This window comes from Pseudomonas sp. SMN11, from assembly GCF_052041945.1.
GTDB lineage: Bacteria > Pseudomonadota > Gammaproteobacteria > Pseudomonadales > Pseudomonadaceae > Aquipseudomonas.
In genome coordinates, this window is the sequence record NZ_JBKGGW010000002.1 from 229612 (window position 1) to 251119 (window position 21508).

The 21508-nt window shown below is 63.4% G+C and carries 17 protein-coding genes, 1 tRNA gene and 1 pseudogene; 11 read left to right on the forward strand and 8 right to left on the reverse strand.

Annotation, left to right across the window (positions count from 1 at the left end):
* Nucleotides 1–17 precede the first annotated feature (17 nt).
* Together ACLEJU_RS03280 and ACLEJU_RS03285 are read left to right on the forward strand one after the other, a co-directional pair.
* On the forward strand, nt 18–2072 hold the full coding sequence (locus ACLEJU_RS03280; protein WP_435424790.1) for a peptidase domain-containing ABC transporter: 2055 nt from the start codon (nt 18–20) through the stop codon (nt 2070–2072).
* Nucleotides 2069–3424, forward strand: a complete 1356-nt coding sequence (locus ACLEJU_RS03285) for a TolC family protein (protein ID WP_435424780.1) — start codon at nt 2069–2071, stop codon at nt 3422–3424. Before ACLEJU_RS03280 ends, ACLEJU_RS03285 begins: the two co-directional genes overlap by 4 nt.
* Before the next feature lie 10 nt (nt 3425–3434).
* On the opposite strand, the gene ACLEJU_RS03290 is transcribed toward ACLEJU_RS03285, so the two are convergent.
* The 4 genes and pseudogenes from ACLEJU_RS03290 to ACLEJU_RS03305 form a co-directional block, all read right to left on the reverse strand.
* Nucleotides 3435–4394, reverse strand: coding sequence for a cation diffusion facilitator family transporter (locus ACLEJU_RS03290; RefSeq protein ID WP_435424779.1), 960 nt, complete (start codon nt 4392–4394; stop codon nt 3435–3437).
* 146 nt (nt 4395–4540) lie between these two features.
* Nucleotides 4541–5296, reverse strand: a complete 756-nt coding sequence (locus ACLEJU_RS03295; protein WP_371263085.1) for a methyl-accepting chemotaxis protein — start codon at nt 5294–5296, stop codon at nt 4541–4543.
* A 102-nt stretch (nt 5297–5398) separates the two neighbouring features.
* Nucleotides 5399–6607: pseudogene (locus tag ACLEJU_RS03300) on the reverse strand (PDC sensor domain-containing protein); the annotation flags it as partial.
* Nucleotides 6608–6673: 66 nt separating this feature from the next.
* Nucleotides 6674–8026, reverse strand: coding sequence for an APC family permease (locus ACLEJU_RS03305; protein ID WP_435424778.1), 1353 nt, complete (start codon nt 8024–8026; stop codon nt 6674–6676).
* 450 nt (nt 8027–8476) lie between these two features.
* On the opposite strand from ACLEJU_RS03305, the gene ACLEJU_RS03310 reads away from it, so the two are divergent.
* On the forward strand, nt 8477–9985 hold the full coding sequence (locus ACLEJU_RS03310; RefSeq protein ID WP_435424777.1) for a YdgA family protein: 1509 nt from the start codon (nt 8477–8479) through the stop codon (nt 9983–9985).
* A gap of 296 nt (nt 9986–10281) precedes the next feature.
* Nucleotides 10282–11340 (forward strand): quinolinate synthase NadA, encoded by a 1059-nt coding sequence (gene nadA, locus ACLEJU_RS03315; protein WP_016711984.1) that lies wholly within the window; start codon nt 10282–10284, stop codon nt 11338–11340.
* 117 nt (nt 11341–11457) lie between these two features.
* Here nadA and ACLEJU_RS03320 read toward each other — a convergent pair whose 3' ends face one another.
* Nucleotides 11458–12894 carry a M48 family metalloprotease gene (locus ACLEJU_RS03320; RefSeq protein WP_110637184.1) on the reverse strand — a complete coding sequence of 479 codons (1437 nt, stop codon included), beginning with the start codon at nt 12892–12894 and terminating at the stop codon, nt 11458–11460.
* Between the two features lie 118 nt (nt 12895–13012).
* Between ACLEJU_RS03320 and ACLEJU_RS03325 the strand changes: the two genes are divergently transcribed.
* Nucleotides 13013–13252, forward strand: a complete 240-nt coding sequence (locus tag ACLEJU_RS03325) for a sulfurtransferase TusA family protein (RefSeq protein ID WP_027919941.1) — start codon at nt 13013–13015, stop codon at nt 13250–13252.
* A gap of 19 nt (nt 13253–13271) precedes the next feature.
* Nucleotides 13272–14342, forward strand: coding sequence for an AI-2E family transporter (locus ACLEJU_RS03330; protein ID WP_435423992.1), 1071 nt, complete (start codon nt 13272–13274; stop codon nt 14340–14342).
* 133 nt (nt 14343–14475) lie between these two features.
* On the opposite strand, the gene ACLEJU_RS03335 is transcribed toward ACLEJU_RS03330, so the two are convergent.
* Together ACLEJU_RS03335 and ACLEJU_RS03340 are read right to left on the reverse strand one after the other, a co-directional pair.
* On the reverse strand, nt 14476–14949 hold the full coding sequence (locus tag ACLEJU_RS03335; RefSeq protein ID WP_435423991.1) for a peroxiredoxin: 474 nt from the start codon (nt 14947–14949) through the stop codon (nt 14476–14478).
* Nucleotides 14950–14960: 11 nt separating this feature from the next.
* On the reverse strand, nt 14961–15521 hold the full coding sequence (locus tag ACLEJU_RS03340) for a glycine cleavage system protein R (protein ID WP_013973793.1): 561 nt from the start codon (nt 15519–15521) through the stop codon (nt 14961–14963).
* A gap of 260 nt (nt 15522–15781) precedes the next feature.
* Between ACLEJU_RS03340 and dapA the strand changes: the two genes are divergently transcribed.
* The 5 genes from dapA to ACLEJU_RS03365 all read left to right on the forward strand — a co-directional run bounded on the left by dapA (nt 15782) and on the right by ACLEJU_RS03365 (nt 19483).
* Complete coding sequence (gene dapA, locus ACLEJU_RS03345) at nt 15782–16669, forward strand: 4-hydroxy-tetrahydrodipicolinate synthase (RefSeq protein WP_159411711.1); 888 nt, start codon at nt 15782–15784, stop codon at nt 16667–16669.
* Between the two features lie 15 nt (nt 16670–16684).
* Nucleotides 16685–17803 carry an outer membrane protein assembly factor BamC gene (gene bamC / locus ACLEJU_RS03350; RefSeq protein ID WP_435423990.1) on the forward strand — a complete coding sequence of 373 codons (1119 nt, stop codon included), beginning with the start codon at nt 16685–16687 and terminating at the stop codon, nt 17801–17803.
* Entirely contained in the window at nt 17804–18562 is a 759-nt protein-coding gene (locus ACLEJU_RS03355) for an MBL fold metallo-hydrolase (RefSeq protein ID WP_103446262.1), read from the forward strand. It abuts the gene before it with no gap.
* 29 nt (nt 18563–18591) lie between these two features.
* Nucleotides 18592–19302: a phosphoribosylaminoimidazolesuccinocarboxamide synthase gene (purC, locus tag ACLEJU_RS03360; RefSeq protein ID WP_011535129.1), complete on the forward strand. Its 711-nt coding sequence runs from the start codon at nt 18592–18594 to the stop codon at nt 19300–19302.
* Nucleotides 19303–19393: 91 nt separating this feature from the next.
* Nucleotides 19394–19483 (forward strand) — tRNA-Ser (locus ACLEJU_RS03365).
* Between the two features lie 71 nt (nt 19484–19554).
* On the opposite strand, the gene ACLEJU_RS03370 is transcribed toward ACLEJU_RS03365, so the two are convergent.
* Nucleotides 19555–21258, reverse strand: coding sequence for a hypothetical protein (locus ACLEJU_RS03370; protein ID WP_435423989.1), 1704 nt, complete (start codon nt 21256–21258; stop codon nt 19555–19557).
* Nucleotides 21259–21508: the final 250 nt, after the last annotated feature.

Here is a 21508-nt window from a genome sequence, read left to right on the forward strand (position 1 = left end):
GCCGCAAGCTGCCCGTCATGCTGCAGGTCGAGGCTGCCGAATGCGGCCAGGCCTGCTTGGCGATGATTGCCGCCTACCATGGCCAGGTGCACGACATGCACGGCTTGCGCCAGAAGCTCTCGCCATCCATGAAGGGCGCCACGCTCAAGCAACTGATGGCCATGGCCGGCAACTTGGGTCTGGCTACGCGACCGCTGCGCCTGGAACTGGAGGCACTGCCGCAATTGCGTCTGCCGTGCATACTGCACTGGGAGTTCAACCACTTCGTGGTGCTCAAGGAAGTCGGCCCGCGCGGGGTGGTCATTCATGATCCGGCGCGCGGGGTGTGCAAGCTGGGCCTTGAGGAGGTTTCCAGGGCCTTCACCGGCATCGCCCTGGAGCTGTGGCCGCACAGCGATTTCCAGCCGGGCGAGGCGAAGACGCCGCTGTCCCTGCGGCGCTTGCTGGGCAGGGTCGAGGGCTTTGGCGGCGTGTTCACCCAGGTATTGGTGCTGGGCCTGGCGCTGGAGCTATGCACGGTGTTGGCGCCGTTCTTCATGCAGACGGTGATCGACAAAGTGCTGGTCAGTGCCGACCGCGACCTGCTGGCGGTGCTGGCCATCGGTTTCGGCCTGATGTTGCTGGCCCAGCAGGTGCTGGCGCTGGGCCGTTCGTGGGCGTTGATGTACCTGGGTACGCTGCTCGGCAGCCAGTGGCAGATCAATGTCTTCAACCACCTGGTGCGCCTGCCGGTGGCGTTCTTCGAGCGGCGCCATCTGGGCGATATCGTTTCTCGCTTCGGTTCACTCAAGGCGATCCAGCGCACCCTCACCACCTCGTTCATCGAAGCGATGCTCGATGGCCTGATGACCGTGGTCACGCTAGTTCTGATGTTTTTCTATAGCCCGCCACTGGCGCTGATTGCGGTGTTTGCCATGGTGCTCTATGGGATGGCGCGCTGGGTGTGGTTCGGACCGCTGCGACGGGCCAGCGAGGATGAACTGGTACATGCGGCCAGGCAGCAGAGCCATTTTCTCGAAACCATGCGCGGTGTGCGCACGCTGAAACTGTTCGCTCATCAGGAACAACGCGCGACCACCTGGAGTGGCCTGCTGGTCGACGAGATCAATGCCGGGTTGCGGCCGCAGAAGCTGCAACTCCTTTACCGGGCATTCAATGGTCTGCTGTTCGGCATGGTGACCCTGCTTGTGATCTGGCTAGGCGCCCGGCAGGTGATGGACGGTGCATTCAGTGCCGGCATGCTGATCGCCTTCAGTGCCTACAAGGACCAGTTCAACAGCCGCGTGTCCGGATTGATCGACAAACTGGTCGATGTCGTGATGTTGCGCCTGCATGGTGAGCGTCTGGCCGACATCGTGCTGGAAGCCGCCGAACCGCTGTCGCCGCCGTTGCCCGAGGCAGACGAAGGGCCCGTGCCGCGCCTGGAAGTACGTCAGCTGAGGTTCCGCTATTGTGCCTACGAGCCTTGGGTGCTGGACGGTGTTTCGCTGGTGATCGAGCCGGGTGAGTCGCTGGCCATCATCGGCCCTTCAGGTTGCGGCAAAAGTACGCTGCTGAATGTGATGCTGGGCATCCTGACTCCGGTGGAAGGGCAGGTACTGCTCGATGGCGAGCCCATCGACGCCCGCTCGATAGGCCGCCTGCGCCGGATCAGCGCCACGGTGCTGCAGGACGACGTGCTGTTCGCCGGCTCGATCGCCGACAATATCAGCTTCTTCTGCAATGACGCCGACCCGGCCTGGATCGAGCAGTGTGCCCGCCTGGCTGCCGTGCATGACGACATCGTGCGCATGCCGATGGCCTACAGCACGCTGGTAGGCGACATGGGCGCGGTGCTCTCCGGTGGGCAGAAGCAGCGCATCCTGCTGGCCCGGGCGCTGTACCGGCGGCCGAAGCTGCTGTTCCTCGACGAAGCGACCAGCCACCTGGACATCCAGCGCGAGGCAGCAGTTAACCAGGCCTTGGAAGCGCTGCACATCACCCGCGTGATCGTCGCCCATCGGCCGGATACCATCCGCTCGGCCCAGCGAGTGGTGGCGCTGCTCGACGGGCGAGTGACGAACGCATCATGAAGCACCGTGCAATGCTGGCCATGGTGATTTGCCTGTGCAGCTTGCAAGGCCAGGCCGCGCAGCCCTTGCAGGCCTGCCCCGGGCCATTGCCCGCAGACCAGCCGCTGGCCTTGTCCCGCGCCGTTGCCATGGCCTTGTGCGCCGACCCCGAGCTGCAGGCCGCTTGGCGAACCCAGCTAAGCAGCCAGGCCAGCATGGAGGCTGAACGCTCGGCCTACTGGCCGACCCTGCAGGGGCAGGCGAACATCGGCCGGGCCAACCGCAGGACGCGCTATGACGGTTTTCCCGAAGCCAACTCCAGCCTCAATGCCCGGACCAGCGGCTATGGGCTGAGCCTCAACTGGGTGTTGTACGACTTCGGCTTGCGCGAGGCCAGGGTGGAAAGCGCCCGCCAGTTGCTCAACGCGGCCAGCAGCAGTCGGGTGGAAAAGATCCAGCAGGTGGTGCTCGGTATCAGCAAGGCGTTCTACCAGGTGCAGGCCAGCAGCGCCTTGCTCGAGGCCCGGCGCAGCATCGAGGCGCTGGCGGCCGAAAGCTTGCGGGTGACCACCGCCAAGCACCAGGCTGGGGCGGGGGAGCGCGCCGATCGCCTGCAGGCGCAGACCACCTTCGAGCAGGCGCAGTTGGAGAGGGTGTTGGCTGAGGGCGACCTGGCCATCGCCAACGGTGCGCTGGCCAGCGCCTTGAACCTGTCACCTTCCGCGCCGCTGCGCCTGGAGCCGCTGGACGAGCCGCAGGGCCAGGAAGCAAGCTTCATGCAAAGCGTCGATGCATTGATGGAGCAGGCCCGGCAGGTCCACCCTTCAGTGGACAGCGCCCGCGCCCAATGGGCCTCCAGCCTGGCCAAGGCCGAGGCGGAGCGGGCCCAGGGGAGGCCGACGTTCTCGTTGTACAGCGACTACCGGCATGATGATACACCGGTCGAACAGGTGGCCTCGCGGCAGCAGATCGAAACCTGGACCGTGGGCGTGCAAGTCAGCGTGCCGATCTTCGATGGCTTTCTGGCCCGTCGCCGGGCGCGGGCGGCGGAGGCGGAAGCGGCGGCGCGGGAGCAGGACCTTTATGGTGCGCAGCGAGCCATCGCCCTGAGTGTCTGGCGCAGCCGCCAGTCCCTGGAGGCGCGTACCCAGGCGCTGGTCATCAGCCGCCGGCTGGTCGCCAGTGCCAGCCAGTCGCACCGGGTGGCGCTGGGGCGGTACAAGGCCGGGGTCGGCAGCATCATCGAGCTGCTGAATGCCCAGAACGATCTGGCCAACGCGCAGCAACGGCGGGTCGCGTCGGTGGTCGACTGGTACACCGCGCGCTTGCAACTGGCCGCTGACCTCGGCCAGCTGGACGGCCGCGAGTACTAGCGAGCGCGGTTTATTCCGCCCAGGCCGGATCGCCGGTAAACACCACGGTGATCCAGCGATCCGGGCCTTCGCCGCCAACGGCCTCGCCGACCTCGTCGCGCAAGGCATCCCACTCGGCGATCGAGCGTGCTGGCATGTCCACGGGCACGATGAAGTAGAGTTCGATCTCGCGTGAGCGACCGACCTTGGCCACGTAGGCCTTGTAGGACTTCAGGCCGTGCCTGGCCACGAATTCTCGGGCGACGGTGTCGACGTGCAGCTTGAGGTCCCCGGGGGTCACCAGGAAGATCTCCGACAGTGCCTGACGTACGACCGACAGCGGCAGCGGAATGATCACCAGGCACACCAAGGCCAGTACCGCCGGGTCGATGTACGGCGATACCCACTCCCATTGCGTGCCTTGCACTGCGTAGCCGAAGCAGAAGGCAATCAACAGCGCGGCGGTAATGCTGGCCGACATCACCCAGCCTTTGACGTCCATGCGCACGAAGTCCGACTTCAGCTTGCGGTTGGCGCGGTTCTCGACCACGGCGATGGTTGCGCAGGCGACCACGGTCAGCAGCGCATAAACCATGGCGATGCCGAACTCCAGGTGGCGACCGCCTTGCAGCAGGCTGCTGACCGCGTTGATCAGCGCATAGATGGCGACGCCGCTGAGCAGGATGCCATTGAGTGCCAGGACCATCGGCTCAAGGTGCCAGAAGCCCATGGTGAAGCGCTCACGCAGCTTGCGCGAGAGTTGCAGGCTGGTGGCGTGGGAAGTGATCAGCTTGACCACCACCAGCGACAGGCCGCTCATGCTGGCGTCGACCAGCGAGTAGACGCCGTCGAAGACGATCGAGAACGAGCCGGAAGCCAGGCCGAAGCCGATGCCAATGGTGGCGATGAACAAGGTGACGGCGATCGAGGTGCGTAACAGGCCCTGTTCGCTGGTGATGTCGAAGAAAGAAGATCGGGTTGCGGTTTGCATGTGTTTTGCTCGGTCAATAACGATGTTGCTGTGTTGGCTGTGCGGGCCTCTTCGCGGGCAAGCCAGCTCCCACACGGATATCACAGGCCTTGAGTGTGGCACTGTAGCTGTGGGAGCGGGTTTACCCGCGAATGGGCCAGCACAGGCTAGACGCGAAACTGCTCCATCAGCGCCTGCTGCTGGTTGGCCAGTCGATTCAGCGCCTGGCTGATACGTGCTGATTCATCGGCTTGGCCCGACAGCGACTCGGTCACGTCGCGAATCCCGGCCACATTGCGGTTCACTTCCTCGGCCACGGCACTCTGTTCCTCGGCCGCCGAGGCAATCTGCAGGTTCATGTCGCTGATCACCGCCACGGCCTCGCCAATGCGCTCCAGTGCGGGCAGGGCCTGCTCCATGCGCGTGGCGCTGGCCTGGGCCTGGCGCTGGCCTTCATGCATGGCGCCGACGACGTCCTGGGTGCCTTGCTGCAGCCCTTCAATTACCTGGCGGATCTCTTCCACCGAGACCTGGGTGCGCTGGGCCAGGCTGCGTACTTCGTCGGCGACCACGGCAAAACCACGCCCGGCCTCGCCTGCGCGTGCGGCTTCGATGGCGGCGTTGAGGGCCAGCAGGTTGGTCTGCTCGGCGATCGCGCGGATCACCTCGAGCACCGACCCGATCTGCTCGCTGCGGTGTTCCAGCGCACGGGCCTCGTCCATGGCGGTGTTCATGCCGGTTGCCAGCTGGTCGATGGTCTGACGGGTGCTGGCGATCAGTTGCAAGCCCTCACGGCTGGCCTGATCGGCACCGCGTGCAGCCTGGGCCGCCTGAGCGGCGTTGTGGGCAACATCCTGGGCGGTGGCACTCATTTCGTTGGCGGCGGTGGCGACCTGTTCGATCTCCCGTTGCTGCTGCTGCATGCCATTGCTGGTTTGGCTGGCGATGGCGGCGGACTGGTCGGCGGTGCCGCGGGCTTCGAGTAGTGAGCCTTTGACCTGGGCGATTACTGGTTGCAGCTTGTCGAGGAAGCGGTTGAACCACCCCGTCAGCTGGCCCAGTTCGTCCTGACGGGCGTAGTCCAGGCGGCGGGTCAGGTCGCCTTCGCCGCTGGCGATGCCTTCCAGGCGGGCGGCCACGGCCAGGATCGGCCGGGTAACGCCACGCGCGGTCAGCCAGACCAGCAGCAGGCCAATGATGGCTGCGCCCAGGCCGATCAGCAGGCTGGTCAGGTTGGCGCTCTGATTATGGCTGTCCAGGCGCTGGTTGAGGGCCAGGGCAGGCGCTTGCAGTACCGCCTCGGGCAGTTCCAGTTGCACCTGCCAGGAGTTGGTGTCAGGAATCGGCGCGAACGGCCGTGCCACGCGCAGGATGCCCTGATCCACTTGCTTGTCCAGCGGCTGGCCCAGCTTGCTCGCGTCACGGCTGTGCCCGGCGAGCAGGCCGGCAGCGCTGACGATGCTGACCTGGCCTTGGCCGTCGAACAGTTCCTGGCGGCCATCCAGGCTCAGTTGCTGGAGGTTGTCCAGGCCGATGTCCAGGCCGACCACGCCGACCACCTTGCCGTTTTCCAGCAGGGGCAGCGCGATGCTGGTCATCAGTACCTGATGGCCATTGACGTCGTCGAGGTAAGGTTCGAGCACACAGGCCCTGGCGGTTTCCTGCGGGCATGTCAGCCAGCGGTTCTTGGCCAGGCCATTGGTGCCAGGGGTGTTGTCGTTCAGCATCGATTCGGGCATCGCCTCAAGGTCCAGGGTGCCCGGGCGAGGTTGCGACCAATACAGCGAGAAGCGCCCGCTTTCGTTGCTGCCGCTGGTCTCCTGGCCGATGAACTGGTTATCTAGGTGGTCGAGCGCATTGGGCTGGAACACCAGGTACAGGCCGATCACGTCCGGGTTGCCAGCCAGGCTGGCGTGGGCCTGGCGGGTCAATTCGGCACGCAGGTCGGTGCCGCCCTTGGCCTTGAGCACCTGTACCAGGCGGGCGAAGCCGTTGCCGTACTGGTAGGCGTCCATGAAGTAGCGCTGGATGCGCAATGCCTGGGTCTCGGCGTGGGCCTGCAGGCGCAGGCGTGCGCTGTGTTCGAGCATTTCGGTACTGGCCTGGTTGACCAGCGCCGCACTACGCCGCGACTGGGTCAGTGAGCTGGCGACCAGCAAGGCGACGATGACCAGCAGGCAGAGGCCGGTGAGCAGGGTGATCTTCCACTGGATGGACAGGCGACGCAGCAGCATGAGGACTTTCCTTATCGTTCAACAACAACGCCCGCGTTCAGGCGCGGGCGTTGTCGGTGGCTGGAGTCAATCAGCGACGTAGTTCGGTGGCGAGACCCGGAAGGCCTTGGTCAGCCAGGCCAGGTGCAGCAGCCCCGCCAGTGCCCAGAGGCCGCCGAAGATCAACGAGTTCTCGTTGAGGTCGAGCCAGAGCTTGGCAATGATGCAGAAGCCGATGGTCGGGAGCACCAGATACTTCATCTTGTTGGCCAGCCCCTGGCGATTGCCCTCCCGCAGGTAGCAATGGCTGATCACCGACAGGTTGACGAAGCTGAAGGCTACCAGCGCGCCGAAGTTGATGATCGAGGTGGCGGTGACCAGGTCGAAGAAGATTGCCGAAAGGGCGATGACGCCGACCACGGCAATGTTCACGATCGGGGTCTTGTAGCGCGGGTGCAAGCGGGCGAACACGCCGCTCGGGATCACATTGTCACGGCCCATCACGTACAGCAATCGCGACACGCTGGTCTGCGAAGCCAGGCCCGAGGCGATGGTATTGATCACCGTACAGGCAATGAAGATCGACTGGAACAGCTTGCCACCGACATACAGGGCAATTTCAGGCAGAGCCGCTTCCGGGTCCTGGAAGCGTGCGTTGGTCGGGAAGTACGCCTGCATGAAATACGACACAGCGATGAACACCACGCCACCGATCAGGGCAGTGAGGAAGATGGCCCGCGGGATGATCTTGCCCGGGTCCTTGGTTTCTTCGGACAGGCAGGTGACCGCGTCGAAGCCCAGGAACGAGAAGCACAGGATGGTTGCGCCGGCAGCCAGGGCGCTGAGGTGCGTCTGCGAGTCGGCGAACGGCAACAGGCTCCAGGTGGTTCCCAGCCCTTCGCCCTGGTCCAGACCACGAACGCAGAGGTAGATGAACACCGACATGATCATCAGCTGCACGACCACGAACAGCAGGTTGAAATGCGCGACCAGGTTGATACTGCGCATGTTGATCAGGCTGATCAGGGTGACGAAGCCGGCCACCCACATCCACGCCGGCACTTCTGGGAACATGGCTGAGAGGTAGAGCTTGGCCAGCAGTGCGTTGACCATGGGCAGCAAGAGGTAGTCCAGCAGCGAAGACCAGCCAACCAGGAAGCCAACGTGCGGGTTGATGGCGCGTTGGGTGTAGGTATAGGCGGAGCCGGACTGCGGGAAGCGGCGGACCAGTGTGCCGTAGCTCACTGCAGTGAACAGAACGCCGGCCAGGGCCAGCAGGTAGGCGCTGGGGACGTGGCCGTTGGTAACGCCGGACACGATGCCGAAAGTGTCGAACACGGTCATGGGCGTAAGGTACGCCAGACCGATGATGACCACGTGCCAGAGGCGCAGGGATTTACGGAATTGGCCGTTGCCGTTGGCGTTGTGGTCATGCTGCATGCTGGTGTGGCTCCATGTTGTTCACCTTTTTGTTTGGAGCAGAGATAGGCGCGTGCTAGGCGCCGGCGTCAGGCTGGCAGTGCCTTGGCGAGGAGGTTGAAGCGTGCGGGCAGGGGCATCCGAGCATCATGACGGCGCGACTTTTTCTTCTTCGTGGATCGGGCGCTGGGCGAGGTGGTGAAAATAAAAAACGATTGATAGGTAGGCGTCAAGTTAAACATGACAAGATGTTGCGAAATTGAAATATTTATCGGTTAAACGCCCAGAATGTTCGGTTTTTGCGCGTTTTTTTGCGGTTTCGATCGACTTCAATGTTCGTAAAAATTAACGATCTGATGGATTGTCGGACATTTCCCAAGTCGCCATTTCTGCCCAGGCGTCGTCACCGGCCCGTCACCGCAGTGATATCCTTTTGCACCCCGCCCATATGGACATCGATCGGTTCTATTCATGAAGAAATCAGTAGGGATCCTTTCCGGCCTGGCGATTGCCATCGCAGTCGTGACCACCGTTGGCGCCTGGTACACCGGCAAACAGCTGCCTGGCGAGCTGGACAACGCCGTCAGCCGCAGCAACGAACAGATCAAGAAGGCCCTGACCAACTATGGCGGCAGCATGACCGTCGAGCTGGTCTCGCTCGATCAGCACTTCTTCAGCAGTACTGCGCAGTACCGGCTCAAGGCCAAGGACATCAACCTTGGCCACGGCGAAGTGGTCAGTTTCGACCTCGGCATGACCGACCAGATCGAGCATGGCCCGTTCCCGTGGTCGCGGGTCAAGGCACTGAAGCTGGTACCGGTACTGGCCGCTAGCAGCAGCAGCCTGCAGAAGGATGACCTCACTGCGCCGTGGTTCGCTGCCGCAGGCGAGCAGTCGCCGATCAGTGCGCATACCAGCCTGGGCTTCTCGGGCAACGTCGACAGCAACATCACCGTGGCACCGCTCAAGCGTACCGAGGCCGACGGCAGCAGCCTGGACTTCTCGGGAATGTCGCTGGAGGTCAGTGGTGATCAGGAAGGCAAGGCGTCGAAGTTCCATGGCAGCGCGGATCGCTTAGTGATGAAGCTGGTCGGCGAGGACCATCCGCCGGCTACCCTCGAGCTCTCGGGATTGAAGGTGGGTGGCAACCTGGCGGCCAGCAAGCATGACGCCGTTTACGTCGGCAATGTCGACCTGCTGCTGGCCGAGGCCAAGGCGACCTTGGGTGACAAGCAGCAGGTGCTGGTGCTCAAGGGCCTTGAGCAGAACCTTCTGCAAACCCTGGATGGCCCGGACACCGTGGGTGGTCGCGTGGACTACCGGATCGCGGACATCACCTGGGATGGCCGCGCAGTGGGTAACGCGCAGATGGGTGTGAGCATCAAGTCGCTCAATGCCCCAGCCTTGCAGTCGCTGTCGAAGTGGTACCAGGCCCACCTGCCAGAGTTCGAAGCGGCTCAGGCTGCCGGGCAGCCGGTGCCGGAAATCCAGATGGATGAGGCGGAAAAAGCCAGGTTCCACGGCGACCTGCAACAGTTGCTGGCCTCCAAGCCCAAGCTGGCCATCGAGAACCTGGCATTCCGCACTGCCAATGGCGAGAGCCGTTTCGACCTGTCGATGGATTTCGCCAGCCCGGCCTCGTTCGACCTGCCGCCTGACCAGTTGAGCAAGCAACTGATCACCGAGGTGAAGAGCAAGCTGTCGTTGTCCAAGCCGATGATCGGCGACCTGGCTACCTTGCAGGCGCTGCTGGAAGGGCAGACCGATGCCCAGGCGATTGCTTCGCAATCGAGCCAGGCTGGGGAGATGGTCGGCATGATGGCGGTGCAGAGCGGCATGGCCACCGTGCAGGGCAGCGATGTGGTGGCGAGCCTGCACTATGCCGATGGCATGGTCGACTTCAACGGCAAGAAGATGACCGTCGAAGAGTTCGCCATGCTGCTGGCGGCGCACTTTGCCGCGATGCAGCCGCAGGGTTGATGGGTTGACCTGAGCCGGCCTCTTCGCGGCTGAAGCCGCTCCCACAGGTGCCCTACAACACTTGAGTCCTGTGTTGTACCTGTGGGAGCGGCTTCAGCCGCGAAGAGGCCGGCACTGGCACCACAAAAACCGCTTTTGAATTCCCCGGATTGTCTGTAGCCTTCGGCGTCCGATAATAATCCGCGCCCGCAGAGGGCCGTGGCGGCATGCCTGCCGTCCGGCACCCCTAGCCGATCTGCCAGGGCCGGGTGATACACTCGATTTGACGCGCACGCGCGCCTGCAGGTCCAGCGATCATGACCCAGATTTCCGAACGCCTGTTGGTTCAGGCCCACCTTGACGCCAAGCAGCCCAACCCGCTGACCGCCGAGCAGGAGGCCGAATACCGTGCGGCCATCGCTGCCGAGCTGAAAGCGCAGAATGCCGTGCTGGTAGCCCACTATTACTGCGACCCGGTCATCCAGGCGCTGGCCGAAGAAACCGGCGGCTGCGTGTCCGACTCGCTGGAAATGGCCCGTTTCGGCAAGAACCACCCGGCCGAGACGGTGATCGTCGCCGGTGTGCGCTTCATGGGCGAAACCGCCAAGATCCTCACCCCGGAAAAACGCGTGCTGATGCCGACCCTGGAGGCTACCTGCTCGCTCGACCTGGGCTGCCCGGTCGAAGAGTTTTCGGCCTTCTGCGACCAGCACCCCGAGCGTACCGTGGTGGTTTATGCCAACACCTCCGCTGCGGTGAAGGCGCGGGCCGACTGGGTGGTGACGTCGAGCTGCGCGCTGGAAATCGTCGAAAGCCTAATGGACAACGGCGAAACCATCATCTGGGGCCCGGACCAGCACCTGGGCCGCTACATCCAGAAGCAGACCGGTGCCGACATGCTGTTGTGGGACGGTGCCTGCATCGTTCACGAAGAGTTCAAGTCCCGTCAGCTGGCCGACATGAAGGCGCTGTATCCGGACGCCGCCATCCTGGTGCACCCGGAGTCGCCGGAAGCGGTAATCGAGCTGGCCGACGCGGTGGGCTCCACCAGCCAGCTGATCAAGGCGGCGCAGACCCTGCCAAACAAGACCTTCATCGTCGCCACCGACCGCGGCATCTTCTACAAGATGCAGCAGCTGTGCCCGGACAAGGAGTTCGTCGAAGCGCCGACAGCCGGTAACGGTGCGGCGTGCCGCAGCTGCGCGCACTGCCCGTGGATGGCGATGAATACCCTGGAGCGGGTGCTGCACTGCTTGCGCAACGGCGGGGACGAGATTTTTGTTGATCCGGCGCTGGTGCCGAAGGCGATCAAGCCGCTGAACCGCATGCTGGACTTTACCCAGGCGGCTCGCCTGAAGCTCTCCGGTAACGCTTGAGATTGCTGGGGCCGCTTTGCGGCCCATTCGCGACACAAGGCCGCTCCTACAAGCGATCGCGTACCCCTGTAGGAGCGGCCTTGTGTCGCGAAAGGGGCGCAAAGCGGCCCCAGGATCTCAGCGCCCCATCATTTCCTGAACCATGCGCTTCTGTTCCATGATCTCGCGCTGGCGCTGGTCGATCTGCGACGCCAGCGGGAAGTTGCTGCCCGCACGGCGCTTGGCGTAGTCCAGCTGCTGTACCGCCTGGTCGAAATCTCCCACCAGGGTGAAGTACTCCGCGCGCGCCCGGTGCAGGCCGATGGTGTTGCCCGACAACCCGCGCACTTCCGCCATGTCGTACCAGACGTCCGGGTCATCCGGCCGGCTCTTGAGCAGGTCGTCCAGGACCTTCTCCGCCTCGGCCGGCTTGTTCTGCTTGACCAGCAGGTCGGCACGCACCTGTTTCAGCGGGTAGTTGCCCGGGTACAACCCCTGCATGCGCTCGGCACGTTGCTGCGCGTCGGCCAGGCGGTTGTTGGTGATGTCCAGGTCGATCTGCGCCAGGTTGTAGGTGATGTCGTTAGGCGCCTTGGCCAGCAGCGGCTTGAGGTTTTCCCGCGCTTCGTTGAGCTGGCCACCCTTGATCTGCGCCAGGGCCAGGCCGTAGCGCGCAGCGTCCAGTTTCGGGTCTTCGTCGAGCTGGGCGCGGAAGCGCTTGGCTGCCAGGCCCGGGGTGCCCTCGTAAGTGAGGGCCACACGGGCGCGGATCAACTGGTAGCGCTGGCTGTCCTCGACGCCGCCCTTGGGCGCCTGTTCGGCGCGGTTGCGGGTGTCGGCGATACGCGACTCGGTCACTGGGTGAGTCAGCAGGAATTCTGGCGGCTTGGCATCGAAGCGATACTGGCGCGCCAGGCGCTCGAACATGGTCGGCATGTTGCGCGGGTCGTAGCCGGCCCTTTCCAGGTTCTGGATACCGACGCGGTCGGCTTCCTGCTCATTCTGCCGCGAGAAGCGCCGTTGCTCCTGGATCGCTGCCGCCTGGGTGCCGGCGATCATGCCGATGCCGGCATCGCCAGCGCCGCCTGCCGCCAGCACGATGCCGGCCAGTAGTGCCGCCATCATCGGCAGCTGCATGCGCTGCTGGGCCTCGACGCCGCGGGCGAAGTGGCGTTGCGACAAGTGAGCCAGTTCGTGCGCCAGTACCGAGGCGTACTCGCCTTCGGTCTGGGCGTTGAGGAACAGGCCGCCGTTGACCCCGACGATGCCGCCAGGCGCAGCAAAGGCGTTGAGCTCGCGGCTGTCGATGAGGATGAATTCCAGGCGGCGGTCCTGCAGTTGGCTGGTTTCGGCCAGCCGGTACACGGTGGTTTCGACGTAGTCCTTTAACTGCGGATCATTGAGCTGGTTGACCTGGCCACGCAGCAGGCTCAGCCAGGCGCGCCCGAGGTCGTGCTCCTGCTTGGGTGAAACGATCGCGGAACTGGCGTCGCCCAGTGATGGCAGGTCGTCGGCGTGGCCGGGAAGGGCCATCAGGCAGGCCAGCGCCAGCAGGGTGGGGCGCAGTAGATTCATGCAGAAGCTCGCGTCGATGAAAAAGCCTTACTGTAGCCGGGTCGCGCGGAGCAGACCAGTGGCGGTATGCTACCGAGCTTTTCCCAAGCCTGCCCGCCCCGCCCTGGAGACGCGCCCGATGAGTGACACCCTGACCTGCGACGCCGAACTCGACGCCAGCGGGCTGAACTGCCCACTGCCGCTGCTGAAGGCGAAGATGGAACTGAACCGCCTGGCCAGCGGGGCGGTGCTGAAAGTCATCGCCACCGATGCCGGTTCGCAGCGCGACTTCCGCACTTTCGCCCAGCTTGCCGGTCATACGCTGCTGCATGAAACGGCTGAGGCCGGTACCTACACCTACTGGCTGCGCAAGGCCTGAGCCAACCCAAGGATCGTCAATGTTCAAAGTGCTTCGCGACTGGATAGAGCGCTACTTCTCCGATGAGGAGGCAGTGGTGCTGGCGGTCCTGCTGTTCCTCGCCTTTACCGCGGTGCTCACCCTCGGAGGCATGCTCGCGCCGGTGCTGGCGGGCATGGTCCTGGCGTTCCTGATGCAAGGCCTGGTCAATGCCCTGGAGCGCTTGCGGGTGCCGACCCGGCTGGCGGTGATGCTGGTGTTCGCCCTGTTCATGGGTGCGCTGGCGGTATTCATGCTGGTGCTGGTGCCGTTGCTCTGGCATCAGCTGATCACCTTGTTCAACGAGCTGCCGGGGATGCTTGGCAAATGGCAGTCGCTGTTGCTGCTGCTGCCGGAGCGTTATCCGCACCTGGTGTCGGACGAGCAGGTGCTGCATGCGATCGAGTCGGTACGCGGTGAAATCGGCAAGTTCGGCCAATGGGCGCTGACCTTCTCGCTATCGAGCCTGCCGTTGCTGGTCAACGCGATGATCTACCTGGTGCTGGTGCCGATCCTGGTGTTCTTCTTCCTCAAGGACCGCGAGCTGATCGGGCGTTGGGTCAGTGGCTACCTGCCGCGTCAGCGCACCTTGCTGAACCGGGTGGGCAGCGAGATGAACCGGCAGATCGCCAACTACATTCGCGGCAAGGGCATCGAAATCCTGATCTGCGGGATTGCTACCTACATCGCGTTCATAAGCCTTGGGCTCAATTACGCCGCGTTGCTGGCGCTGCTGGTGGGGTTGTCGGTGGTGGTGCCCTATGTGGGCGCAGTGGTGGTGACCGTGCCGGTAACGCTGATCGCGCTGTTCCAGTGGGGCTGGGGCGACCAGTTCATTTACCTGATGACGGTATACGCGATCATCCAGGGGCTGGATGGCAACGTGCTGGTGCCGTTGCTGTTTTCCGAGGCGGTGAGCCTGCACCCGGTGGCGATCATCTGTGCTGTGCTGCTGTTTGGCGGGTTGTGGGGGTTCTGGGGGATCTTCTTTGCGATCCCGCTGGCGACCTTGATCAAGGCCGTGCTGGATGCCTGGCCCAGGCAGGAAGCCAGCGTCTCACCGATGCTCTGATGCTACTGGGGCCGCGTCGCGGCCCCTCGCGGGACGAGCCCGCTCCTACAGGAGAGTGCATTGGCCCAACCCACGCGATCCCTGTAGGAGCGGGCTTGTCCCGCGAGGGGCTGCAAAGCAGCCCCACTCAACCTCAGCCTTTATTCAAGGCCTGGGCTGCTGCCAGTACGGCATCCACATGCCCAGGCACCTTCACGCCACGCCATTCCTGGCGCAGTACACCGTCCTTGTCGATCAGGAAAGTACTGCGGTCGACGCCCATGTATTCCTTGCCATACAGCTTCTTCAGCTTGATCACGTCGAACAGCTGGCACAGGGCCTCGTCCTTGTCGCTGATCAGCTCGAACGGGAAGCCTTGCTTGGCCTTGAAGTTCTCGTGCGACTTGATGCCGTCGCGCGACACGCCGAACACCAGGGTGTTGGCGGCGGCAAAGGCGTCATGCTGGTCGCGGAAGCCCTGGCCTTCGGTGGTGCAGCCTGGGGTGCTGTCCTTCGGGTAGAAGTACACCACCACCTGCTGGCCCTTGAGCTCGGCCAGGCTGACGGTCTGGCCACTGGTGGCCTGGGCCTGGAAGTCTGCGACGGGTTGGTCGAGTGCTACTGCCATGGTCGGTTTCCTTACATGGGGTTCTGTGGACGCCATGGCTCGATCAGGGCATCGAGGTTCAGGGCATCGGCGAAGTCCAGGAACTGGTCGCGCAGCCAGCTGATCTGGGTGCCGGCTGGCAGGATCACGGTGAACTGGGCGTTGAGCATGCTGCTGCCGGTCTGCGGCGCCAGGTAGGTGTCGCAGGTCATGGCTTCGAGCTCGACACGGTGGTCGAGGAAGAACTGGCACAGTTCGTTGATGATGTCCGGGCGATAGGCGGCGCTGACGTAGGCCACGTAGGGCAGGGCCTGCGGGCGCACTTCCTGATCGGCGCTGCGCACCACGTCGAGGGTCAGGCCGTGTTTCTTGCCCAGGCCCGGCAGCATGGCTTCGAGGCGCGCCAGGGCGTCCCAGCTGCCGCCTACCTGCAGCACCAGGGCGCTGGTCTCGCCGTGGCGGCTCAGGCGCGAGGTGACCACCGCGCAGCGGTTTTCGAAGGCGGCGCGGCTGAGGACGTTGGCCAGCTCCATGGGGTTGGGGCCCAGGGCGCTGATGACAAGGAATTGTTCGCGGACGGTGGGGGTGGACATGCAGCATTCCTAAAGCGATGAGCGGTCGGTGCAGGACGGGCGAAAGCCTCCTGTCGGCAGGGCCCGGGGCTCGCATGCGAGGACGTGGACGCTGGCCGGGGAGCAGGGTCGACGGCCCGGCGGGCCGCGCTGCACCGATCAAAGGATCAAGGGTAGCGAAATAAGGCGCCGAGGGGAATGCTCCGCCCGCCTGCTTCGCTTGTGCAAGGCCGATGCCCCCAGTACCATTACCGCTCTCTTTTTCCGGCAGGAGCAGTTACATGATTGCGGGCAGTATGGTGGCGTTGGTCACACCCATGGATGCACAAGGGCGTCTGGACTGGGACAGCCTCGACAAACTTGTAGACTTCCACCTGGAAAACGGCACCCACGCGATCGTCGCTGTCGGCACCACCGGTGAGTCGGCCACGCTGGATGTCGAAGAACACATCCTGGTCATCAAGCATGTGGTCGAACGCGTCAAGCACAGCAACAAGCGTATTCCGGTCATCGCCGGCACCGGCGCGAACTCCACCGCCGAAGCCGTGCACCTGACCCAGAACGCCAAGAATGCCGGCGCCGACGCCTGCCTGCTGGTGGTGCCGTACTACAACAAGCCGACCCAGGAAGGCTTGTACCAGCATTTCAAGCACATCGCCGAAGCCGTCGATATTCCGCAGATCCTCTACAACGTGCCGGGCCGTACCTCCTGCGACATGCAGGCCGAGACCGTGATCCGCCTGTCGACCGTGCCGAACATCATCGGCATCAAGGAAGCCACTGGCGACCTGGTCCGTGCCAAGGCGATCCTCGATGGCGTCAGCAAAGACTTCATCGTCATGTCCGGCGACGACCCGACTGCCGTCGAGCTGATCCTGATGGGCGGCAAGGGCAACATTTCTGTCACCGCCAACGTCGCCCCGCGCGAAATGGCCGACCTGTGCGAGGCCGCCCTTGAGGGCAATGCCGAGAAGGCCCGCGCAATCAACGAAAAACTGATGCCGCTGCACAAAGACCTGTTCTGCGAAGCCAACCCGATCCCTGTGAAGTGGGCGCTGGTGGAAATGGGCCTGATGCACAAAGGCATTCGCCTGCCACTGACCTGGCTGAGCGAAGGTTGCCACGAAAAAGTCCGTACTGCCTTGCGCCAGTCCGGCGTACTGGTTTAAGAGGAAGTACACCGCATGAAGCGACTGGCTGGTCTTTCCGCGCTCGCCCTGATCATTTCCAGCACCAGTGGGTGTGGCTGGCTGTGGGGCGAGGATGGCTATTTCCGCGACCGCGGCAGCGATTACCTGCAGGCGCACCCGACTGCGCCGATGCAACTGCCGCCGGACGCCGGCAACGTCAAGCGCCTTGACCCGTTGCTGCCGATCCCGCGCAACGTTGCCGACGATCGCGCCACTGGCGAGTTCGAAGTGCCGCGTCCGCAACCGCTGACCGCTGGCGCCGAAGCCAGCGACTACACCCTGCAGCGCAGCGGCAGCAGCCGCTGGGTCCTGGCCCAGCACTCGCCGGCCGAAGTGTGGCCGGTGGCGCACCAGTTCTTCGAGGACAATGGCTTCCGCATCGCTGAAGAACGCCCGCAGACCGGTGAATTCAACACCACCTGGCAGCGCTTCGACGAATTGTCGGCATCGCTCGGCCAGCGTCTGTCGAGCACGGCCAGCAGTGGCGACAGCGAAGTGCGCGTCCGTGTGCGCATCGAGCCCGGCGTGCAGCGCAATACCTCCGAGGTGTACATCGTCAGCGTCGAGCGCCCGGCCGGCAGCACCGCCGACACCGCGTTCCCGTCCACTTCGGCCAATACCGGCGCTGACGCGCTGCTGGTCGACGAAATGCTCGCCAGCATGAGCCGCAGCGCCGAGAAGGGCGGTTCGGTCTCCCTGTTGGCTGCGCGTGACTTCGACGCCCCTAGCCGTGTCAGCCTGAGCGAGGACGGCAGCGGCAACCCGGTGCTGTTCCTCGGCTCGGACCTGGACCGTGCCTGGTCCGGCGTGGGCCGTGCGCTGGAGCAGAGCGGCCAGTGGCGCGTCGAGGACATCAACCGCAGCCTTGGCCTGTACTACATCAACCTGTCGGAAAAGCCTGAAGACAAGCACAACGAGCCTGGCTTCTTCAGCCGCATGTTCGGCAGCGCACCGACCAAGGAAGAGCGTGAAGCCCGTGCCGAGCGTTATCAGGTGCGCCTGAGCAAGGTCGGCGAGAGCGTGCAGGTTACCGTCGAGAAGAACATCAACACCGTGGCCCCGGCCGATGTCGCCCGCCGCGTGCTGAGCGCCATTCAGGACCACTTGGGCTAAGTGCGCTTCGCGGTACTCGGAAGCGGCAGCCAGGGAAATGGCACGCTGATCGCCAGTGGTGACACGTTCATCCTGGTCGATTGCGGTTTTTCCCTGCGTGAAACCGAGCGGCGCCTGGCGCTGCTCGGGGTGTCAGCGGCACAACTGAGCGCGGTGCTGGTCACCCACGAACATGCCGACCACGTGCATGGGGTAGGGTTGCTGTCACGGCGCTACAATGTACCGGTCTACCTCAGCCAAGGCACATTGCGCGGCATGCGCAAGCCGGTGGAGGTGGCCGGTTTTCTCGCTTGTGGCGAGCGGCTGCAGATCGGTGGCCTGGAAGTGAGCGCAGCACGGGTCGAGCACGATGCTTATGAGCCGCTGCAGTACGTGTTCAGCGACGGCAAGCGGCGTTTCGGCATGCTCACCGACCTGGGTTCGTACGATGCGCTGCTGCTCGAGCGCTACCAGGGCCTGGATGCACTGCTGATCGAAGCCAACCACTGCCGCGACCTGCTCGCACGCGGCCACTATCCGGCTTTCCTCAAGCAGCGGGTGGGTGGCATGCAAGGACATTTGAACAACCACCAGGCCGCGCGCCTGGTGCAAGAGTTGGGCTGGAACAACCTGCAGCACCTGGTGCTGGCCCACCTCAGCAGCAAGAACAACCTGCCACACTTGGCCCGCCAGTGCTTCGTCGACACCCTCGGGTGCGACCCGGACTGGCTCCAGGTGGCGAATCAGGAACACGGGCTCGACTGGCGCGAAATCGCCTAGCCCAACACCTCAGCAAGCGGAGCCCAATCATGGAAAAACGCGACGAACTCTACCGCGGCAAGGCCAAATCGGTTTACAAGACCGACGACGCCGACCGCTTGATCCTGCTGTTCCGTAACGACACTTCGGCGTTCGACGGCAAGCGCATCGAACAGCTCGACCGTAAAGGCATGGTGAACAACAAGTTCAACGCCTTCATCATGCAGAAGCTCGAAGAAGCCGGCGTGCCGACCCAGTTCGACAAGCTGCTGGGCGACAACGAGTGCCTGGTGAAGAAGCTGGACATGATCCCGGTCGAGTGCGTGGTGCGCAACTACGCCGCCGGCAGCCTGGTCAAGCGCCTGGGCGTGGAGGAGGGCATCAAGCTGGAGCCGTCCACCTTCGAGCTGTTCCTGAAGAACGACGAGAAGGGTGACCCGTTCATCAACGAATCCCACGTGGTTGCGTTCGGCTGGGGCACCGCCGAGCAGCTGGTCGAGATGAAGAAGCTGTCGCTGAAGGTCAACGAAGTGCTGAGCAAGCTGTTCGATGACGCTGGTCTGCTGCTGGTCGACTTCAAGCTGGAGTTCGGTGTCTTCCACGGCCAGATCGTTCTGGGTGACGAGTTCAGCCCGGACGGCTGCCGCCTGTGGGACAAGGAAACCCGCAAGAAGATGGACAAGGACCGCTTCCGCCAGGGTCTGGGCGACGTGATCGAAGCCTACGAAGAAGTTGCCAAGCGCCTGGGCGTGCCGCTGTAAGGCGTGCGTTCACGCAAGCGTCTGATACCACGCGATTTTTTTTGAAAAAAGATTTGCGTTTCAAGAAAACGCTGGTATGATGCGCGGCATTGGAGAGATGCCGGAGTGGTCGAACGGGACGGATTCGAAATCCGTTGTACTGGCAACAGTACCTAGGGTTCAAATCCCTATCTCTCCGCCATACAAGATAAAGCCCCGCAGATTAACGTCTGCGGGGCTTTTTCGTTTCTGGCTCTTACTACTCGCTTCTTCTCACCAAGGCGTTGGTTCCAGTGCACCGACACCGGTAGGGGTGGTGCTGCCTTCGCCATTGCGCAGGAACGCCAGATGCCAGAAGTCGTTGGGCACAATCTCGTCCCCTGGCTTGACGTTTTCCGGGAAGATGAACTCGAACACCGGCGCCACGTACTGGCCTGCAGTCAGCCCGTTGGCCACGGTCAGGCGGCCGGCGTTCTGCAGGCAGCTATCCACACCAGGTTGCGGCAGGGTATTGGTGGGCACGCACAGTGAGCGAGCGACCACCCGCAAGGTGCGGCTTGGCTGGCTGAGCAGGCCGGTCGGTGCCTTTGAGGCACGCAACCGTGCGCGCTGTGGCTGAGGGCCAACGTTTTGCGTGGTGATCCCGCCGGAAGCGCCGGCGCAGGTAGCCGCCAGCACGCTGGCAGGGTCACATTCGCCGGTCATTTCAAATGGCGTGATCCAGCGGTTTCGCTGCACGCCGGTGGTCGGGTCGACGTCGATCAGGTAGATGTCCACGGGGGTCTTTACATCGGTCGTCTCGGCTTCGAGGAAGATCCGGTCCTGGGTTTCCTGAGCTGCTCCGTTGACTGCGACCGCGGCCGGGTCCGCAGTGCCAACGCCGAATTCGCCAATCGCCAGGTAGCTGGGCTGGGAACCCGGCTGGGTGTAGATGCCAAGGTTGGCCTCGATGGTGTGGGCGGAAATGAAGTCCGGCACACCGGCAGTGGTCGATTTGAACAGTGTGCCAGAGTAGGTGATGAAGTCGCCGACTTCGAACGGTACTTGCTGCGTCGGGTCAGGGTCGGTTGCAGTCCGGGTCGGGTCACTGAAGCGCTTCATGACGAACTGGCTGCAATAAAGCTGACCTGCCTTCGGTGGTGTCAACTCACCTGACGCTGGCAGCGCTACGCCGGCCTGGGCAAAGTTGCGGCAGTTGTTGGTGGTGGTCGGGGTGACCACTTTCGGCCGGTTTTTCTGTGGGCACAGGGCGTCGTCACCGGTACGCGGGACGCACATCGGGTAGCCCGTGGCCGCGTGGATGGTCGGGTTGGCGTCATCCACCGAGAAGCGCGCATCGGGGCTCTGGGCCCGACCGAAACGCCCGTTCGGGTCGTTGATCTGCAAGACGGTCGGTTGTGGCGAGTTGGTACTCGTTACTTCTATGTTTCCGGTGGTCTGGTCAATTCTGCTGATGTAGCCACTGCCGACCTGGGCCGATTGCTGAGAGATAAAGATCAGCCCGGCAATTTGTTTGCCGGCGACGGTGTTGCCGACAACATGCACTTCAAATGAAGGGTAAGTTGCCGGTAGTTGTTTAAGACCGAGCGGGCCGCCTTCTACGAACTCGGCCCAAGTGAGGGTATTGGCGGGCATCTGGATGACCGAGTTACACGGCACGGTAATGGTTGTGCCGTTGACCACCACAGTACCGCCCAAACGGTTCGGGTTACTGGTATTGGGGCAGTTGCTATTGCTGCTGTCGACGGTCATGTCCTGGATGAAACCGGTGATGTCGAAGCCATGAATCGCCAAGGGATCGACAAAGATCGGGTCAGGTAAGGTAGGCGTTGTAAACGGTGATGGTGTGCCCTTGACCGGCTTGTCGGTCCCGCCCTTGGCCCAGGCATCACCAAGCCCTGCACCACTCAATGCCAGTGCGGCGACTACGGCCCCGGCAAGCAGCGCGGGGCGAGCGAACAGCGCACTGAGCCGCATTTGGGTACGCGCTACGGCTGAAGTTCTGACTCCTGCAGATGTGTTCATAATGGTCTCCGAAATGCTGCCAGCCTCTTTGCAAGCATTCGACCTACCGACGTTAGGGCTCGTGTTGCACGGCTTGTGCAACAACTACGGAGCGACACGGATATCGAATAGACAGCTCGACTTGAAGTACCGGTTTACGGAACTTCCGACGATCTCGAGCGGCAATGTTCTGGCCGGTTCCGGACATGCACGCAAGAGGTCA

Excerpts from the sequence above, each read along its gene's own strand:
- bamC (WP_435423990.1), top strand. The coding sequence starts at position 16,685 with ATGAAGCGACTGGCTGGTCTTTCCGCGCTCGCCCTGATCATTTCCAGC.
- ACLEJU_RS03370 (WP_435423989.1), bottom strand. The coding sequence starts at position 21,258 with ATGCGGCTCAGTGCGCTGTTCGCTCGCCCCGCGCTGCTTGCCGGGGCC.
- ACLEJU_RS03295 (WP_371263085.1), bottom strand. The coding sequence starts at position 5,296 with ATGCAGCAGCAGCAACGGGAGATCGAACAGGTCGCCACCGCCGCCAAC.
- ACLEJU_RS03285 (WP_435424780.1), top strand. The coding sequence starts at position 2,069 with ATGAAGCACCGTGCAATGCTGGCCATGGTGATTTGCCTGTGCAGCTTG.
- nadA (WP_016711984.1), top strand. The coding sequence starts at position 10,282 with ATGACCCAGATTTCCGAACGCCTGTTGGTTCAGGCCCACCTTGACGCC.
- ACLEJU_RS03335 (WP_435423991.1), bottom strand. The coding sequence starts at position 14,949 with ATGGCAGTAGCACTCGACCAACCCGTCGCAGACTTCCAGGCCCAGGCC.
- ACLEJU_RS03340 (WP_013973793.1), bottom strand. The coding sequence starts at position 15,521 with ATGTCCACCCCCACCGTCCGCGAACAATTCCTTGTCATCAGCGCCCTG.
- ACLEJU_RS03305 (WP_435424778.1), bottom strand. The coding sequence starts at position 8,026 with ATGCAGCATGACCACAACGCCAACGGCAACGGCCAATTCCGTAAATCC.
- ACLEJU_RS03310 (WP_435424777.1), top strand. The coding sequence starts at position 8,477 with ATGAAGAAATCAGTAGGGATCCTTTCCGGCCTGGCGATTGCCATCGCA.
- ACLEJU_RS03330 (WP_435423992.1), top strand. The coding sequence starts at position 13,272 with ATGTTCAAAGTGCTTCGCGACTGGATAGAGCGCTACTTCTCCGATGAG.
- ACLEJU_RS03290 (WP_435424779.1), bottom strand. The coding sequence starts at position 4,394 with ATGCAAACCGCAACCCGATCTTCTTTCTTCGACATCACCAGCGAACAG.
- ACLEJU_RS03325 (WP_027919941.1), top strand. The coding sequence starts at position 13,013 with ATGAGTGACACCCTGACCTGCGACGCCGAACTCGACGCCAGCGGGCTG.
- purC (WP_011535129.1), top strand. The coding sequence starts at position 18,592 with ATGGAAAAACGCGACGAACTCTACCGCGGCAAGGCCAAATCGGTTTAC.
- dapA (WP_159411711.1), top strand. The coding sequence starts at position 15,782 with ATGATTGCGGGCAGTATGGTGGCGTTGGTCACACCCATGGATGCACAA.
- ACLEJU_RS03320 (WP_110637184.1), bottom strand. The coding sequence starts at position 12,894 with ATGAATCTACTGCGCCCCACCCTGCTGGCGCTGGCCTGCCTGATGGCC.
- ACLEJU_RS03280 (WP_435424790.1), top strand. The coding sequence starts at position 18 with ATGCTGCAGGTCGAGGCTGCCGAATGCGGCCAGGCCTGCTTGGCGATG.